The sequence below is a fragment of the Streptomyces sp. NPDC054863 genome (genome assembly GCF_053610825.1).
Genome location: NZ_JBSGZD010000032.1, coordinates 18,882 through 34,798, shown reverse-complemented (window position 1 = coordinate 34,798; position 15,917 = coordinate 18,882). Strand labels below are relative to the sequence as shown.

Below are 15,917 nucleotides of genomic sequence, written 5' to 3'. Positions count from 1 at the left end.
TATGGCCCTTGCACCCGAGAAGCCGCCGGGGAAGGGCATCATGGTCGTCATGCGAGCAGTGGTGCAGCGGGTGGACGGCGCGAGCGTCGTCGTCGAGGGTGAGACGGTCGGCGAGATCGTGGGCGAGGGCCTGTGTGTCCTGGTGGGAGTGACCCACGAGGACACTCCGGACAAGGCGGCGCAACTCGCGCGCAAGCTGTGGTCGGTGCGCATCCTCGAATCCGAGAAGTCCTGCTCCGACGTAAATGCCCCTCTTCTCGTCATCTCGCAATTCACCCTGTACGGGGACGCCCGCAAGGGTCGGCGCCCCACCTGGAACGCCGCGGCGCCGGGCGACGCCGCCGAACCACTGGTCGACGAGGTGGTGGCACAACTGCGGGCGCTGGGGGCGACGGTGGAGACGGGCAGGTTCGGTGCGGACATGCGGGTTTCCTTGACGAACAACGGGCCGTTCACGGTATTGATCGAGGTCTGAGGACCGTCCGCGGGGATGGTGCGGCACCACCGAGGGGGACCTGCCCGATGCGCACGCGCGCGCTTTTCTCGTACGTACTGATAGCTGCCGGCGTGACTGTCGGCCTGAGCGCCTGCGGTGCAGACGGACCCGAGTCGTACTCCGAGGCAACGGAGGCGATGACCGAACGGGATCTGCATGACGCGATGCTGCGGGACAGAGAGGTGCCCGGCCACGCGGTGTCAGCCTCCCTGCGCACCGAGAACGCCAACCTGCCCGCCTGGCGCACCGGGGACGCCAAGTGCGCGCCGCTGCTCGACGCGCTGGGCCCCGGCACCCTGGGCGCGGCCCGCTCGGTGTACGCCACGGTCGCCCCGCGGACCGGCGGCGTGCAGCCCGTGGGCCTGAAGCTGGGGACGTACGACAGCGACGGCGCCCGGCGGGCCATGGACAAGCTCTCCGACGCCGTCGGCTCGTGCCGCAGCTTCGACCTCACGGGCCCTCTGAACCGGTCCTACCGGGTGAGTGTCGAGCTCCCCTCAGGACCGGGGAGCGACGCGGGGACCACCTACATCCTGGACGCACAGCCCGTGGACGCCCGCAACCCGCCCGCCCGGCACGAGGTGTACGCCGTACGCACCGGCAGCCTGACCACGGTCGCCACCGTGGACAACACGCTCTCGCGGCTGCCGGGCGCACCGCCCCCGATGGCCGCGGACCGGGTGAAGTCGATCCTCGACCTCCAGGTGGCGAAGCTGAAGCGGCCCGTCGACGAGAACTGACCCACGGGCCGTGCCTACGGCTCGACGACGACTTCCTGAGCCGCCGCCGTGTCGCCCGCCATCAGCTCGGCGTCCACGGCCACGTTCCGCTTGACGAGGGCGAGGGCGATGGGCCCCAGCTCGTGGTGGCGGGCGGAGGTCGTCACGAAGCCGATCTGCCGTCCCTCGGGCCCGTCGGACGCGAGCCGCACCGGCGTGCCCGGCGGCGGCAGGTGCACCTCGCTGCCGTCCAGGTGCAGGAAGACCAGCCGCCGCGGCGGCTTCCCCAGGTTCTGGACGCGGGCCACGGTCTCCTGCCCCCGGTAGCACCCCTTCTGGAGGTGCACCGCGCTGCCGATCCACCCCAGCTCGTGCGGGATCGTCCGGTGGTCCGTCTCGAAGCCGAGCCGCGGCCGGTGGCCTTCCACCCGAAGCGCCTCGTACGCGAGGATCCCGGTCGCGGGCCCGTGGGCGGCGGCGAACGCCTCCAGCTCCTTGCGCGGCAGGAACAGGTCACGCCCGTACGCCGTCTCCCGCACGACCACGCCCTCGCCCGCCGGGACGATCGACCCGGCGGGCAGCCAGACCATCCCGAACTCGTCCGTCCGGTCCGCGACTTCCACCCGGTAGAAGAACTTCATGCTCTCCAGGTACGCGATCAACTCCCCCTGCGTACCCGGCTCGACGTGCACCCACGTCGTCTCGCCGTCGTCCACCAGGTAGAGCGCGTGCTCCACGTGCCCGTTGGCGGTCAGCACCAGCGCCTCGGTCGCCTGCCCCGCGGGCAGCTCGGTCACGTGCTGCGTGATCAGCAGGTGCAGCCAGCTCAGCCGGTCCGCACCGGTGACGGCGACGACCCCCCGGTGCGAGAGGTCGACAAAACCGGACCCGTCGGCCAGCGCACGCTGCTCGCGGAACAGATCGCCGTAGTGCGCGGCGACGCCTTCGTCACGCCCCTCGGCGGGAACGGCACCGGGCAGGGAAAGGAGGGGGCTCGTCATGCCCCCAGCGTACGACTCGCGCGGCAACCGCCTACGACTCGCCGGCCCGGCCCTCGGCGGCAGCGCACTGCGCACACCGCCCGAAGATCGCGAAGTGCTTCATATCGGTCTCGAACCCGAATGCGGCGCGCAGTGTGGCGATGAAGTCACCGGCCACGTCCACGTCCGCCTCGATGACGTTCGAGCAGTCCCGGCACACCAGGTGGATGTGGTGGTGCCGGGCCGCGAGGTGGTAGGTCGGCGCCCCGTGGCCCAGGTGTGCATGGCTCACCAACCCGAGCTCTTCCAGCAGCTCAAGGGTCCGGTAGACGGTCGAGATGTTGATCCCCGACGCGGTCTTGCGCACCTGGACCAGGATGTCGTCGGGCGTCGCGTGCTCCAGCACGTCCACCGCTTGCAGCACGAGCTCCCGCTGCGGCGTCAGCCGGTAGCCGCGCCTGCGCAGGTCACTTTTCCAGTCGGTGCTCACCACGCCGCCAGTGTAGGCAGCGTGGCGAGCATTCGGCCTGCCTCCGGCTCAGCGGAAGAAGGCGATGCCGTCGTCCGGCATGTCACCGAGGCTCTTGGCCATGGCCGCGACCTCCTCCGGCGTGACGGTCTTCTTGAGGTGCGCCGACATGTACGGACGCAGCTCGACCTCGGGGGTGGCCTTCTCGCCGACCCACATCAGGTCGCTCTTCACGTACCCGTAGAGGCGCTTGCCGCCGGTGTACGGGCCCGAGGCGGCGGTACGCGCCACAGCGTCGGTCACGAGGTCGATCTGCGGCTTCTGCTTGGCCAGCTCGCCGTACCAAATCTCGACGACGCCGGTGTCGCGGGTCATGACGACCTCGACCTTGCGGTCCTTGTCGATGCGCCAGAAGCCGGACTCGGTCTCCAGCGGCTTCACCTTGTTGCCCTCGGCGTCGAGGATCCAGGAGTGCGAGACGTACTCCAGGAAGTCGCGGCCGTCGTGGCTGAAGGTGACTTCCTGGCCGAAGTTGGCCTTCTCGTCGCCGGGGAAGTCGGTGACGCCCGCACCCGTCCACTTCCCGAGGAGGAAGACGAGGGGGACGAGGTCCGGGTGGAGGTCGGACGGGATCTCGATCATGAGGGGCTCAGGCGATCTGTGTAGGGGGTGGCGGCTTGCTGCCCAGTCTGGTTAGCGCTGGCCCTGGTAGAGCTTCTTCACGGCCAGACCGGCGAAGGCGAGGACGCCGACGCAGACCAGGACCAGCAGGGCGGAGAAGACTGCCTCAAGCACGGGGTGCTCCTTGGGACGATCGAGGTGCGGGATACGGGCCGGGCCCCAGCTTAGTCCGCCGGGGCCCGACGCTCTCGGTGAGGTACGTCGCCCCGCGTGGGAGCGGCGGGCTTACAGTGCCCGCATGTCGAAGAAGCTCGTGATCAAGGTGACCGCAGGGGCCGATGCGCCGGAGCGGTGTTCGCAGGCGTTCACGGTGGCGGCGGTGGCCGTGGCCAGTGGGGTGCGGGTGTCGTTGTGGCTGACCGGGGAGTCGGCGTGGTTCGCGCTGCCGGGGAAGGCGGCGGAGTTCGAGCTTCCGCATGCGGCGCCGCTGCCGGACCTGATCGAGTCGATCCAGGCGGGCGGGCAGATCACGCTGTGCACGCAGTGCGCGGTGCGCCGGGGCATCGAGGAGGGCGATCTGCTGGAGGGCGTGCGGGTCGCCGGGGCGCAGGTCTTCGTCAGCGAGATCATGGAGGACGGCGTGCAGGCGCTCGTCTACTGAGCGGCCTCACCGCTGCTGAGCGGTCACTGCCGCCGAGCGGCCTCACTGCCTCTTTCTGCGGCCGTCCAGCTCGTCCCACCAGTCGTCGGAGCGCCGGTCCCCCGTCGTCTCGTCCCACCAGCGGTCCTCGGGACCCTTCCGATTGGCGATCATCGCCGCGAAGGGCGGGATGAGGGCGGCGACCACGCACATCCCGACCGCGACGGGCACCGACCAGAGCCGCACCAGCGCGCACGCCGAGACGAAGAGGACGAGGCAGGTCCCCATCATCAGGAAGTAACTGCGACGGCGACGCGCGTACATGTCTCCACCGTACGACCGGGGGCGGGCCGTGGGCGCGTGGAAAGGGCGAGAGGGCCGCACCCTCGTCACAGGCAAGCGTCCAACCCCCTGTGGGTGCGGCCCTCCGGCCGGTATCGGTGCGCGGCGGCGGTCAGACCGCGATCGCCACCTCCGCGAGGCCACCCGTCTGGGCGACGACCGTGCGGTCCGCCGTGCCGCCCGGGACCAGGGCGCGCAGCGTCCAGGTGCCCTCGGCCGCGTAGAAGCGGAACTGGCCGGTGGCGGAGGTCGGGACCTCGGCCGTGAATTCGCCGGTCGAGTCGAGGAGGCGGACGTAGCCCGTCACCGGCTCGCCGTTCTTGGTGATGCTGCCCTGGATGGTGGTCTCACCGGGCTTGATGGTCGAGGCGTCGGGGCCGCCGGCCTTTGCTCCACACATGTGCGTACTCCAGAGGTCCGAGAAGGAGGGGAGGGGTTACTTGTTGGCGCCGAGCTCGATCGGGACGCCGACCAGGGAGCCGTACTCGGTCCACGAGCCGTCGTAGTTCTTGACGTTCTCGACGCCGAGCAGCTCGTGCAGGACGAACCAGGTCAGGGCCGAGCGCTCGCCGATGCGGCAGTAGGCGATGGTGTCGCGGGCGAGGTCGACCTGCTCGGCCTCGTAGAGGGCCTTGAGCTCTTCGTCGGACTTGAAGGTGCCGTCGTCGTTGGCGTTCTTCGACCACGGGATGTTGCGGGCGGACGGGACGTGGCCCGGGCGCTGGGACTGCTCCTGCGGGAGGTGCGCGGGGGCGAGCAGCTTGCCGCTGAACTCGTCGGGCGAGCGGACGTCGACCAGGTTCTGGTTGTCGATGGCCGCCACGACGTCGTCGCGGTAGGCGCGGATCGACTCGTCCTGCGGCTGGGCCTTGTACGAGGTGGCCTCGCGCTGCGGGATCTGGGCGCCGTCGACCAGGTCGCGGGAGTCCAGCTCCCACTTCTTGCGGCCACCGTCGAGCAGGCGGACGTCGCCGTGGCCGTAGAGCTTGAAGTACCAGAAGGCGTACGACGCGAACCAGTTGTTGTTGCCGCCGTAGAGGACGACGGTCGTGTCGTTGCCGATGCCCTTCGCGGAGAGGAGCTTCTCGAAGCCGGCCTGGTCGATGAAGTCGCGGCGGACCGGGTCCTGGAGGTCCTTGGTCCAGTCGATCCGGATCGCGTTGCGGATGTGGTTCTTCTCGTAGGCCGAGGTGTCCTCGTCGACCTCTACGAGCGCGACCTTCGGGTCGTCCAGGTGGGCCTCGACCCAGTCGGCGTCGACCAGTACGTCGGTGCGGCTCATGTGTTTCTCCTCCGGGGCAGTTTCGGGGGGATACGAAGTGCGGGTTCGCGGTGCACGGTGCGGGTTCGCGGTGCGGAGCGGGGTGCGGTTTCGCGGTGCGGGGTGCGTGCCGGTACGGCGGCGGGGCCGTGCGTACGGCGGCGCGGGACGGCGGGACGGGCGCAAGAAGCCCTGGGGAAGCGGGAGTTCGGGGCGTCGCGCCCAGCGGTTCCCGCTCAGACGGCGCGGCGACAGAGCATGGCGGCGACGCGGCACAGGTCTACTGCCCGCCGCTTCGTGAGGTCCGCCTGTCGCTGCTGCATGGGACCGATCGTAGGGACGTACAGGGGCGCGTGTCACCGGCGTGTCGGATGGTGAGACGAGATCGTCCGGAGAGTGAGATGTGAAGAGGGGCCGGGAAGTGGTTCCCGGCCCCTCGTCACGCTCGTGCGGCTCACCGTCCTGCGGAGTGGACCCTTCCGTCTCGCCATCCGGCGAACCGGCTGCCGGGCCCGCCGTCCGGCCGGACGTGGGCGCTATCCGGCCAGGTGCACGTCGGTGCCCGTGACGCCGATCTCCATGCCGGTCTCGACCGGGGTGATCTTGTCCAGGACCAGGCCGTTCGGCAGGCCGCCGATCGGGCGCTCGAAGTCGATCTTCTTGCGGATCATGCCTTCGAGGCCGGGGATGCCCTGCCCCGGCACCTCGTCGGCGCGCACCGCGACCGACTTGCCGCTGTTCTTGAGGCTGACGCTGGACAGGACGCTGCGCTGGATCTCCCGGCCGAGGACCGAGACGGTGCCGGTGACCTTGACCTTGCCGTTCCCGCCGAAGGCGAGCTTCACGTCCTTGTCGCCCGCCGCACGCGTCAGGTCGTCGTACGAGATCACGGCCGTGCCGGTGGCGCGGGCCGCCGTCGCGGAGGAGAAGTTGCTCGACAGGGTCACGTCGTGGAGTTCGGCGGTCATCCGGCCGACCTTCAGGCTGCGGCCCTGGGCGCTCGTCTCGACGCCGTCCATCGTGACGTCGACCTGGTCGAGCTTCTTGCCGAGGACCTGGGTGAGGAAGGGAAAACCCTTGATGTCGATCTGCGGTTCCGCCGACAGCCCCTGGCTGCTGCGGACCTTGGCCGCGACCTCGCCCTCGGCGTAGTTGACCGCGAAGCGGTCCGCGACGACGAATATGCCGCCGACGACCACCAGCAGGATCAGAAGTATGCGTAGTGCGCGCATTGTCGGTGTTTCCCCCACCTTGTGATCGTTGGCCCCGTACAGACGGTGAGCCTAACCGGTGGGGTTCACACGAACCTCAGGAATCACCTCAGGCGAAGGCCCTGCCCAGCAGGTAGACCGCGGGAGCGGCCAGCGCGAGCGGCAGTGCGACGCCCGCCGTCATGTGCACGAACTTCGACGGGTAGTCGTAGCTCGCCACCCGGTGCCCGACCAGCGCGCACACTCCGGCGCCGAGCCCGATCAGCGCTCCGCCCGCACCGAGGCCGGTGGCCCCGCCCGCCGCGATTCCGGCGCCCGCCGCAGCGAGCAGCGCGACGCCGACCGAGGCGGGCACGGGCAGCGGCAGCGCGCGGGCGACGATCGCGGCGGCCACCGCGAGCCCGCCGACCGTCATGGCCTTCGGGTCGGCGGCCAGGTGCCCGGCGGCGACGACGGTCAGCGCGGCCGTGGTGACCCCGGCCGTCAGCGCGTACATCCGTTCGTCGGCGGGCATCCGGTTGCGCAGGTGCAGGACGACGGTCAGCAGGACCCACACGCCGAGCGTGCCCAGGATCGCTGCGGGCGCCTGCACGGTGTCGACGGCGAGGAGCGCGACGTCCGCGATCAGACCGCCGAGGAACGCGAGCGCGATGCCCTGCCTGGCCGGCCACATCCCGTTCAGCCGGAACCAGCCCGCAGCCGTCACCGCCTGTAGCAGCACCACCGGCACGACCAGCGCGAACTGGCCGAACACGGCCGCCCCTGCGAGCAGCGCCGCCAGCACCGCGGTCAGCAGGGCGGGCCTCATGCCGGGCTCTATGATCGGCGACCGCCCTTCGGCGCGGGCCCGCTGGGCGTCGGTGATCCGGGTGTTGCCGCGGGTCGCCGGGGAGCTGTAGGCGGGGGCGGGAGTGGGAGTGGGAGTCGGGGGCATGTCGTACGAAGCGGGGGCCGGGGTCAGGCCCTGCGCCTGGGGGGACGCGCCTGTCGCGCCCGCGTAGGAGGGCTCGGAGGGCTGGAGCGGGCTCTGCAGGGGGACCTCGGGCGGCAGGGGGTACGAGCCGGTGGGACCGGTGGGACCGGTGTGCCCGTTCTGCGGCGGGAGGTAGGCGGTGTCGGCCGCAGCCGGGGCCTGGTGCTGCGAGGGCTGGGGCTGCTGCGGGGCCCGGTGCTGCGGGGCCTGCTGCTGCGGGGCCCGGTGCTGAGGCGGCTGGGCCTGCTGGACCGGCTGGTACTGGGTGTCCCAGGTCTGCGCCTGCCAGGTCTGCGTCGCGTACGGGTCCTGGTCGGCGGGCCCCTGGTACGGCTGGTGCTGCTGCGGCTCCGCGTACTGCTGGTCACCGTACGAAGGCTGCTGGGCCTGCTGCCCGTACGGCTCCTGCGGGAACTGGTCCTGCGGGTACTGGCCCTGTGCGTACGGCTCCTGCGGGAACTGGTCCCGCGCGTGCTGGTCCTGCGCGTACTGGTCCCGCCCGTACGGATCCTGTCCGTACGGCGGCGGATACTGCTGATCGTTGCTGCTGCTCATGGTCCCGGTCACCCTCCTGCGAACGGCGGGAGCACCTCGACCGTGCCGCCTTCGGCCAGCCGTACCGTCCCGTGGTCACGTGTCCCGACGGGGTCGCCGTCGATCAGGAACGAGCACCGCTGGAGCACCCGCACCAATTCCCCGGGGTGCTGCGCGCGCACCGCGTCCAGCGCCTCGGCGAGGGTTTCGGCCGCGTACGGCTCCTCGCCGGTTCCGGCAGCGGCCTTGGCCGCCGCCCAGAAACGGATGGTTCCCGTTGCCACAGCGGCACTCCTCTCGCGCAACTCCACAGCCCTCGGGTCCCTCGGGCTCGTCAGCTGTCCATGATGGGCCATCCGGCCGTCCGCTCCCGCGAACGTTCCCCCGTCGGTGCCCGCGCCCGAGCGCGCTTCCGTGCGCCCCCTTTTGCCACGCCTCGTACGAAGGTCCGCACTGCGCCCCCTGCCGCAGCGCCGCGGACTGCGCGAACGCACGGGCAGCGACCGAATCGTCCGCACATCGCCCGTACGGAGCGTGGTGCGCCGGACCGTCGGAGTGATCGAGGGAACAGCGGCGGCGCCCGCCAGGTGGGCTATTCTGCTGGGCAGAGGACTCGGGCACCGTTGCCCCCGGGTCCTTTTGTGCTTTCCGAGAGACCTAAAGGGCTCGGAAAGAACAGGGCAAGAGAGCAGGAAAACGGGCACGTCGGACCTCGGGGCGCGGGGGCCTTCGGCCTAGAAGTACGAGCAGTACGAAGCAGTGCCGTAAACGTCCTCGCAGGGACCGAGGAGGAACCGACGTTATGGGCGAGCGAACCGTGCACCATCCGTACCAACCGGAAATCGAGCTGTGGGCAGGTGGAGCGCGATGAGCTCTCTGCTGCTCCTCACCAATGCCCTCCAGCCGTCGACGGAGGTGCTCCCCGCCCTCGGCCTGCTGCTGCACAGTGTGCGGGTGGCCCCCGCCGAAGGCCCCGCACTCGTGGACACCCCCGGTGCCGACACCATCCTGATCGACGGCCGACGCGACCTTCCGCAGGTGCGGTCGCTGTGCCAGCTGCTGCGCTCCACCGGCCCCGGCTGCCCGCTGATACTGGTCGTCACGGAGGGCGGTCTGGCCGCCGTCACCGCCGACTGGGGCATCGACGACGTGCTGCTCGACACGGCGGGTCCGGCGGAGGTCGAGGCGCGGCTGCGCCTGGCGATGGGCCGCCAGCACCTGGCCGTCGACGACATCCCCACCGAGATCCGCAACGGCGACCTGACGGTGGACGAGGCGACGTACAGCGCGAAGCTCAAGGGGCGGGTCCTGGACCTGACCTTCAAGGAGTTCGAGCTGCTGAAGTACCTGGCGCAGCACCCCGGCCGGGTCTTCACCCGGGCACAGCTCCTCCAGGAGGTGTGGGGGTACGACTACTTCGGCGGTACCCGAACGGTGGACGTGCACGTCAGGCGGCTGCGCGCGAAGCTCGGCGTCGAGAACGAGTCGCTGATCGGAACCGTCCGGAACGTCGGCTACCGCTTCGTGGTCCCGGAGAAGCCCGAGAAGGCGGAGCCGAAACCGGACCCCGAGAAGGTCGCGGGCCGGGAGGCGGAGAAGGCGCGTGCGCGGGCCTCCGCCTCGGTCGCCCGGTCCGTAGCCCAGTCGGCCGAATCGCCCGTACCGGAGTGAGTAGGTCTCAACTCGGCATGATCCTTGCGACGACCGGCCTGTGACCTGGTCCATCCGCGTAGACTGCCGCGCGTGGCCAAGGTGACGCGGGACGATGTGGCACGACTGGCGGGGACTTCGACCGCGGTCGTCAGTTACGTCATCAACAACGGACCCCGGCCGGTCGCCCCGGCCACGCGCGAGCGTGTCCTCGCCGCGATCAAGGAGCTCGGCTACCGGCCGGACCGGGTCGCGCAGGCGATGGCGTCCCGGCGCACCGATCTCATAGGCATGATCGTGCCGGACGCCAGGCAGCCGTTCTTCGCGGAGATGACGCACGCGGTCGAACAGGCCGCCGCCGAGCGCGGGAAAATGGTGTTGGTCGGCAACTCCGACTATCGCAACGAACGCGAGATCCACTACCTCCGGGCGTTCCTGGGGATGCGGGTCTCGGGGCTCATCCTCGTCAGCCAGGGCATGAGCGAGAGCGCGGCGGCGGAGATCGACGCGTGGGACGCACGGATCGTGCTGCTGCACGAGCGCCCCGAAGCGATCGACGACGTCGCGGTCGTCACGGACGACGTGGGCGGCGCCCAGCTCGCCACGAGGCACCTGCTGGAGCACGGGCACGAGTACGTGGTGTGCTTCGGCGGCGTCGAGTGCACCCCGTCGGTGGGCGACCCGGTCGCCGACCACATCGAGGGCTGGCGGCGGGCGATGCGGGAGGCCGGGCAGTCGACGGACGGCCGCCTGGTCCAGGCACCGTACGACCGGTACGCGGCGTACGAGGTGGCACTGAAGCTGCTCGGGGGGCCGCAGCGGCCCCCCGCCATCTTCTGCTCCACGGACGACCAGGCGATCGGCGTGCTGCGGGCGGCGCGGGAGCTGCGCATCGACGTGCCGGGGGAGCTCGCCGTGGCGGGCTTCGACGACGTCAAGGAAGCGGCGCTGACGGACCCGCCGCTGACGACCGTCTCCTCGGACCGGCCTGCGATGGCCCGGGCGGCGGTGGACCTGGTCCTGGACGACGGGTTGCGGGTGGTGGGCTCCCGACGCGAGCGCGTCAAGCAGTTCCCGTCAGCCCTGATCGTCCGCCGCTCCTGCGGCTGCGGCTAGCACTACCCAGCCCCTAGCCCCCTTGGGCAGCGGGGCCGCCCCCCGGGGGCAGTGGGGTCTCCCCTGCTCCTTAAGAGCTTGGGGAAGGGTGGGCAAGGGGGCGGCCCCTCGCGCGGAGCGCCCCCTCCCGACCGCCCACGCTCGCGACCGCACACCGTGCGGGCCGGTGGGCCGCTTCGCGGATTCGGCCCCTCCCCGCCCCTTCACCTAAACCGCTGGCCGCAGGGCCGGTGGTCTTCGTGCGGGTGCACCCTGGCCGGTCGCGCAGTTCCCCGCGCCCCTGAATGCCCGCCCTTATATCCGGCATACGGGAATCTGCTGCCCTTCTTAACTACCCCTCAGACAGTTCTCATACAGTGCGCCCAAGCTCATGAGCATGACGAACGAGACCCCGCGCCCCAGTGGCGAGCAGCCCGAGCAGCCCGTGCAGCAGTCCTCGTACTCGTACGCCGGCTTCCCGCCTCCCCCGGCCCACGCCCCCGCCCCGCACCGGCCCCGGCGTCGTGCCCGTGGGCCGGTGGCGCTGCTCGCCGCCGTCGCGATCGTCGCGGCGACCGTCGGCGGTGGGACCGCGTACCTCACCCAGCGGCTGGCCGGCGGTGAGGACGGCGGCGTCGGCGGGGTGAACGCCTCCGGCAGCAACGTCTCGCAGTCCAGCATGGGGACGGTCGCGGGCGTCGCCCAGGCCGTCGGCCCCGCCATCGTCGAGATCAGCGCGAAGTCGAGCGCCGGTGCCTCCACCGGTTCCGGCGTGATCATCACCGGCGACGGCGAGATCGTCACGAACAACCACGTCGTGGCGGGCGCCGACACCGTCAAGGTCACCCTCTCCACCGGCAAGACGTACACCGCGAAGGTCGTCGGCACCGACCCCGACAAGGACCTCGCCCTGCTCAAGGTCCAGGGCGCGAGCAAGCTGCCGACCGCCAAGCTGGGCAGCAGCTCCGGGATCAAGGTCGGCGAGGAGGTCGTGGCGATCGGCTCGCCCGAAGGCCTCTCCGGGACCGTCACCAGCGGCATCGTCTCGGCCCTCGACCGCGACGTGACCGTCTCGAAGGAGCAGGACCGGGGACAGGGACAGGGACAGGGACAGGGCGGCCCGGGTGGCGGCTGGCCGTTCGAGTTCGGCGGCGAGCAGTTCAACGGCGACACGGGGCAGTCCAAGACCACGTACAAGGCCATCCAGACCGACGCTTCCCTCAACCCCGGCAACTCCGGCGGCGCCCTCATCAACATGCGGGGCGAGATCATCGGCATCAACTCCGCGATGTACGCCCCGAGTTCGGGTGGCGGCAGCGGGTCGGGCAGTGTCGGCCTCGGGTTCGCCATCCCCGTCGACACCGTGAAGGCCGACCTCGACAGCCTCCGCAAGGGCGGCCCCGGGGGCCAGGACCGGCAGCAGAATCAGCGGCAGGACCAGCAGCGCGGCGGGTTCGGCGACGGCTTCGGCGTCTAGGACCTCCGGCCTCAGGGCCCGTCACCGTGTAAAGCTGGACGCACCCCCGCCCGTACCGGAGAAGAGCAGGACAGGACAGCCGGATGACCCCCGCAGCCACACCCCCCGAGGACCGGCCCGCCACCGAGCGCATCCTCGTCGTCGACGACGAGCCCGCCGTGCGCGAGGCGCTCCAGCGCAGTCTGGCCTTCGAGGGGTACGGGACGGAGGTCGCCGTCGACGGCATCGAGGCGGTGACGAAGACGGCCGCCTACGCACCCGACCTGATCATCCTCGACATCCAGATGCCCCGGATGGACGGCCTGACCGCCGCCCGCCGGCTGCGGCACGCCGGGGACACCACTCCGATCCTGATGCTGACGGCCCGCGACACGGTCGGCGACCGGGTGTCGGGGCTCGACGCGGGCGCCGACGACTACCTCGTCAAGCCCTTCGAGCTCGATGAACTCTTCGCCCGGGTAAGGGCGTTGCTCCGCCGCAGCTCGTACGCACAGCAGGCGGGGCTGCCCGCCGCCCCCGGCGACGTGCTCACCTTCGAGGACCTGCGCATGGACATGGTGACGCGCGAGGTCACCCGTGGTGAGCGGCAGGTCGAGCTGACCCGCACCGAGTTCACCCTGCTGGAGATGTTCCTCGCGCACCCCCGCCAAGTCCTCACCCGTGAGCAGATCCTCAAGTCGGTCTGGGGCTTCGACTTCGAGCCGTCCTCCAACTCCCTCGACGTGTACGTGATGTACCTGCGCCGCAAGACCGAGGCGGGCGGCGAGCCGCGTCTGGTGCACACGGTGCGGGGTGTGGGATACGTACTTCGTGCGGAATCCGGTACGCAGCCGGGCGGCGCGGTGTGACCTCGCTCGTCCAGCGTGTGCGCACCCTCCGCATCCGTACCCGCCTCGCCCTGCTCGTCACGACGGCGGTGGCGGTCGCGGTGGCACTGTCGGCTGCGGCCTGCTGGCTCCTGACCAGGAGTCAGTTGCGTGCGGAGCTGGACAACACCCTCCAGGGAATGCAGGCCTCGTCCGGCTATCTCCGTACGACGGCGAGCAACTGCCGTGACACCGCTTTCCCCGGCGGCCAGACCCTGCCGGGTTCCGCCTACGTACAGATCGTGCTGGAGGACGGCAGCCGCTGCGTGGGTCCCGGGTCGACCCCCGTCATGGTCCAGAAGGTCGACCAGGCGGTGGCCATCGGCCTCGCCACCGAGACCCTGCACGACGGGCTGGACACGGAAGGCAGGGACGTGCGCGTGCTGACCCGCCGCGACGAGTCCACCCACTTCACCGTCTCCATCTCGCGCCCCCTCTCGGAGATCGACAACTCCCTCAACAACCTCGCGCTCGTCCTCCTCCTCGTCGCGGGCCTGGGCGTCGTCGGCGCGGGAGCGGCCGGGCTCTGGGTGGCCCGGGCCGGTCTGCGCCCGGTCGACCGGCTCACCGAGACCGTCGAGCACATCGCCCGTACCGAGGACCTGACCGTCCGGATCCCCCTCACGGGCTCCCCCGAGGACGAGACCGCCCGTCTCTCCGCCTCCTTCAATGCGATGACCGCCGCCCTCGCCTCCTCCCGCGACCTCCAGTCCCAGCTGATCGCGGACGCGGGCCACGAACTCCGCACCCCCCTCACCTCGCTGCGCACCAACATCGAACTCCTCTCCCGCAGCGAGGACACCGGCCGCCCGCTCCCTCCGGCCGACCGCAAGGCCCTCCTCACCTCGGTCAAGGCCCAGATGACCGAACTGGCCGCTCTCATCACGGACTTGCAGGAACTGGCCCGCCCGGAGACCTCCCCCGACCGGCCCGCCCCCGGCCGGTCCCCCTTCCAGGTCGTCTCCCTCCACGACCTCACCCGCACCGCCCTCGAACGCGCCCGGCTGCGCGGCCCGGAGCTGAACTTCGGCGTCTCGCTCGCCCCCTGGTACGTACGCGCCGAACCGGCCGCCCTGGAACGCGCCCTGGTCAACATCCTCGACAACGCGGTGAAGTTCAGCCCGCCCGGCGGCACCATCTCCGTCCGCCTCCACCTGGGCGTCCTCACCGTCCGCGACCACGGCCCCGGCATCCCGCCGGCCGACCTCCCGCACGTCTTCGAACGCTTCTGGCGCTCCGAGTCCGCCCGCGCGCTCCCCGGCTCGGGCCTCGGCCTCTCGATCGTGGCCCGTACGGTCCGCGAGGCGGGCGGCGAGGTCGCACTCCGCGCCCCGGAGGACGGTGGCCCGGGCACGGAGGCGGTCGTACGGCTGCCGGGGGCGCCGACGCCGCCGCCGAGCGAGGTTCCGTAACCCGAAAATCCCGGGGTCGGGAGGGTGCGTGAAAATAATGTCCGACTGGCACGTGTAAGTGAGACATTGTTTTGTGGGGGTGTGCTCGCTGACGGGTCGCGTGCAGTACGGCCGTCCGGTGGGTTCTTGCCCGTACTACTGGTCTGGTCGAATGACCGCAGGGCGTGGTGGTCCGCGGGGCGGCACCGCCCTGGACAGCATCGGCGCAGGTGTCACGACGGCACCGGTCTCTTTGCCAAAAGGAGTTCCCGTGCTGTCCTCGACCCGTCAGACCCCTCAGACCCGCCTGCCCCGCCGTGCGGTGCAGGGTGCGGTGACCCTGGGCGTGACGCTCGCACTGACGGCCCCTGCGGCTGCGCAGGCGGCCACGTTCGCCGCCCCGCCCGCGACGGGCCAGGTCACGTCCCGGATCGGCCAGTTCGTCCGGGCGACACCGTCCGTCTCGGCCCGCAAGCTCGGCGAGTACCGCTCGGGCGCCCGTGTCTCGCTCAAGTGCAAGGTCCGTGCGCAGAACGTGGCAGGGAACGCGATCTGGTACAAGCTGTACGACCGCACGGGCTGGATGAGCGCCCGCTACGTCACCGCCTTCGCCCCCGTGCCGTGGTGCTCCAAGCCCGAGCCCGACACGGGCAGACCGGGCCCGAAGGGCGACAAGGGCGACCAGGGCCCTGCCGGCCCCGCCGGACCGCAGGGCCCCGCAGGGGCCAAGGGCGACTCCGGGGCAAAGGGCGAGACGGGACCCGCAGGCCCACGCGGCCCCGAGGGACCCCGCACGAGTCCGGATGACTGGACCGACGAGGAGAGGGCCCAGATGAAGGGGGAGAAGGGCGACCCCGGCACCCCGGGCGGCCCGAAGGGCGACAAGGGCGACCCGGGCGACGACGGCCCTGCGGGCGCGCAGGGCGACCCGGGTGCGACCGGCGCGAAGGGCGACCCAGGCCCCGCTGGTCCCGCTGGTCCCGCGGGTGCGGACGGCGCGGACGGCACCAAGGGAGAGAAGGGCGACACCGGCGCAACCGGCCCGGCAGGCACAGACGGCGCAAAGGGCGACACCGGCGCAACCGGCCCGGCAGGCACAGACGGCGCAAAGGGCGACACCGGCGCAACCGGCCCGGCAGGCACAGACGGCGCAAAGGGCGACACCGGCGCAACCGGCCCGGCAGGCACAGAC

The 15,917-nt window shown here is 71.2% G+C and carries 18 protein-coding genes and 1 pseudogene; 9 read left to right on the top strand and 10 right to left on the bottom strand.

Annotated elements, in window-relative coordinates:
* Positions 1–49 precede the first annotated feature (49 nt).
* Both dtd and ACWGIG_RS09295 read left to right on the top strand, forming a co-directional pair.
* Positions 50–475 carry a D-aminoacyl-tRNA deacylase gene (gene dtd / locus ACWGIG_RS09300; RefSeq protein ID WP_453320936.1) on the top strand — a complete coding sequence of 142 codons (426 nt, stop codon included), beginning with the start codon at positions 50–52 and terminating at the stop codon, positions 473–475.
* 158 nt (positions 476–633) lie between these two features.
* Positions 634–1,236, top strand: coding sequence for a hypothetical protein (locus ACWGIG_RS09295; protein WP_453320921.1), 603 nt, complete (start codon positions 634–636; stop codon positions 1,234–1,236).
* Between the two features lie 14 nt (positions 1,237–1,250).
* On the opposite strand, the gene ygfZ is transcribed toward ACWGIG_RS09295, so the two are convergent.
* From ygfZ to ACWGIG_RS09280, 3 genes are read right to left on the bottom strand one after another with little or no spacing between them, the layout of a single operon-like run.
* Entirely contained in the window at positions 1,251–2,216 is a 966-nt protein-coding gene (gene ygfZ / locus ACWGIG_RS09290; RefSeq protein ID WP_453320920.1) for a CAF17-like 4Fe-4S cluster assembly/insertion protein YgfZ, read from the bottom strand.
* Positions 2,217–2,247: 31 nt separating this feature from the next.
* Complete coding sequence (locus ACWGIG_RS09285; RefSeq protein ID WP_453320919.1) at positions 2,248–2,688, bottom strand: Fur family transcriptional regulator; 441 nt, start codon at positions 2,686–2,688, stop codon at positions 2,248–2,250.
* Between the two features lie 45 nt (positions 2,689–2,733).
* On the bottom strand, positions 2,734–3,306 hold the full coding sequence (locus tag ACWGIG_RS09280; RefSeq protein WP_453320918.1) for an FABP family protein: 573 nt from the start codon (positions 3,304–3,306) through the stop codon (positions 2,734–2,736).
* 277 nt (positions 3,307–3,583) lie between these two features.
* Between ACWGIG_RS09280 and ACWGIG_RS09275 the strand changes: the two genes are divergently transcribed.
* Positions 3,584–3,946 carry a DsrE family protein gene (locus ACWGIG_RS09275; RefSeq protein WP_453320917.1) on the top strand — a complete coding sequence of 121 codons (363 nt, stop codon included), beginning with the start codon at positions 3,584–3,586 and terminating at the stop codon, positions 3,944–3,946.
* Between the two features lie 42 nt (positions 3,947–3,988).
* Here ACWGIG_RS09275 and ACWGIG_RS09270 read toward each other — a convergent pair whose 3' ends face one another.
* From ACWGIG_RS09270 to ACWGIG_RS09240, 7 genes are all read right to left on the bottom strand, one after another.
* On the bottom strand, positions 3,989–4,309 hold the full coding sequence (locus ACWGIG_RS09270) for a DUF3099 domain-containing protein (RefSeq protein ID WP_453320935.1): 321 nt from the start codon (positions 4,307–4,309) through the stop codon (positions 3,989–3,991).
* A 70-nt stretch (positions 4,310–4,379) separates the two neighbouring features.
* Positions 4,380–4,667: a DUF1416 domain-containing protein gene (locus tag ACWGIG_RS09265; RefSeq protein ID WP_362423220.1), complete on the bottom strand. Its 288-nt coding sequence runs from the start codon at positions 4,665–4,667 to the stop codon at positions 4,380–4,382.
* A gap of 36 nt (positions 4,668–4,703) precedes the next feature.
* Positions 4,704–5,549, bottom strand: coding sequence for a sulfurtransferase (locus ACWGIG_RS09260; protein ID WP_398423395.1), 846 nt, complete (start codon positions 5,547–5,549; stop codon positions 4,704–4,706).
* Between the two features lie 215 nt (positions 5,550–5,764).
* Positions 5,765–5,851: a putative leader peptide gene (locus tag ACWGIG_RS09255; RefSeq protein ID WP_362423585.1), complete on the bottom strand. Its 87-nt coding sequence runs from the start codon at positions 5,849–5,851 to the stop codon at positions 5,765–5,767.
* A gap of 213 nt (positions 5,852–6,064) precedes the next feature.
* Positions 6,065–6,760 (bottom strand): LmeA family phospholipid-binding protein, encoded by a 696-nt coding sequence (locus ACWGIG_RS09250; RefSeq protein WP_453320916.1) that lies wholly within the window; start codon positions 6,758–6,760, stop codon positions 6,065–6,067.
* 88 nt (positions 6,761–6,848) lie between these two features.
* Positions 6,849–8,267, bottom strand: a complete 1,419-nt coding sequence (locus ACWGIG_RS09245) for a hypothetical protein (RefSeq protein WP_453320915.1) — start codon at positions 8,265–8,267, stop codon at positions 6,849–6,851.
* An 8-nt stretch (positions 8,268–8,275) separates the two neighbouring features.
* Positions 8,276–8,530, bottom strand: a complete 255-nt coding sequence (locus ACWGIG_RS09240; protein WP_453320914.1) for a MoaD/ThiS family protein — start codon at positions 8,528–8,530, stop codon at positions 8,276–8,278.
* A 583-nt stretch (positions 8,531–9,113) separates the two neighbouring features.
* Here ACWGIG_RS09240 and ACWGIG_RS09235 point away from each other — a divergent pair.
* The 6 genes and pseudogenes from ACWGIG_RS09235 to ACWGIG_RS09210 form a co-directional block, all read left to right on the top strand.
* Positions 9,114–9,917: a winged helix-turn-helix transcriptional regulator gene (locus ACWGIG_RS09235; RefSeq protein ID WP_453320913.1), complete on the top strand. Its 804-nt coding sequence runs from the start codon at positions 9,114–9,116 to the stop codon at positions 9,915–9,917.
* A gap of 72 nt (positions 9,918–9,989) precedes the next feature.
* Positions 9,990–11,012, top strand: coding sequence for a LacI family DNA-binding transcriptional regulator (locus ACWGIG_RS09230; RefSeq protein ID WP_453320912.1), 1,023 nt, complete (start codon positions 9,990–9,992; stop codon positions 11,010–11,012).
* A gap of 376 nt (positions 11,013–11,388) precedes the next feature.
* Positions 11,389–12,468, top strand: coding sequence for a S1C family serine protease (locus tag ACWGIG_RS09225; protein ID WP_453320911.1), 1,080 nt, complete (start codon positions 11,389–11,391; stop codon positions 12,466–12,468).
* Between the two features lie 83 nt (positions 12,469–12,551).
* Positions 12,552–13,316 (top strand): response regulator transcription factor, encoded by a 765-nt coding sequence (locus ACWGIG_RS09220; protein WP_453320910.1) that lies wholly within the window; start codon positions 12,552–12,554, stop codon positions 13,314–13,316.
* Positions 13,313–14,746, top strand: coding sequence for a HAMP domain-containing sensor histidine kinase (locus ACWGIG_RS09215; protein WP_453320909.1), 1,434 nt, complete (start codon positions 13,313–13,315; stop codon positions 14,744–14,746). Before ACWGIG_RS09220 ends, ACWGIG_RS09215 begins: the two co-directional genes overlap by 4 nt.
* 250 nt (positions 14,747–14,996) lie before the next feature.
* A pseudogene (locus ACWGIG_RS09210) lies at positions 14,997–15,917 on the top strand (hypothetical protein); the annotation flags it as partial.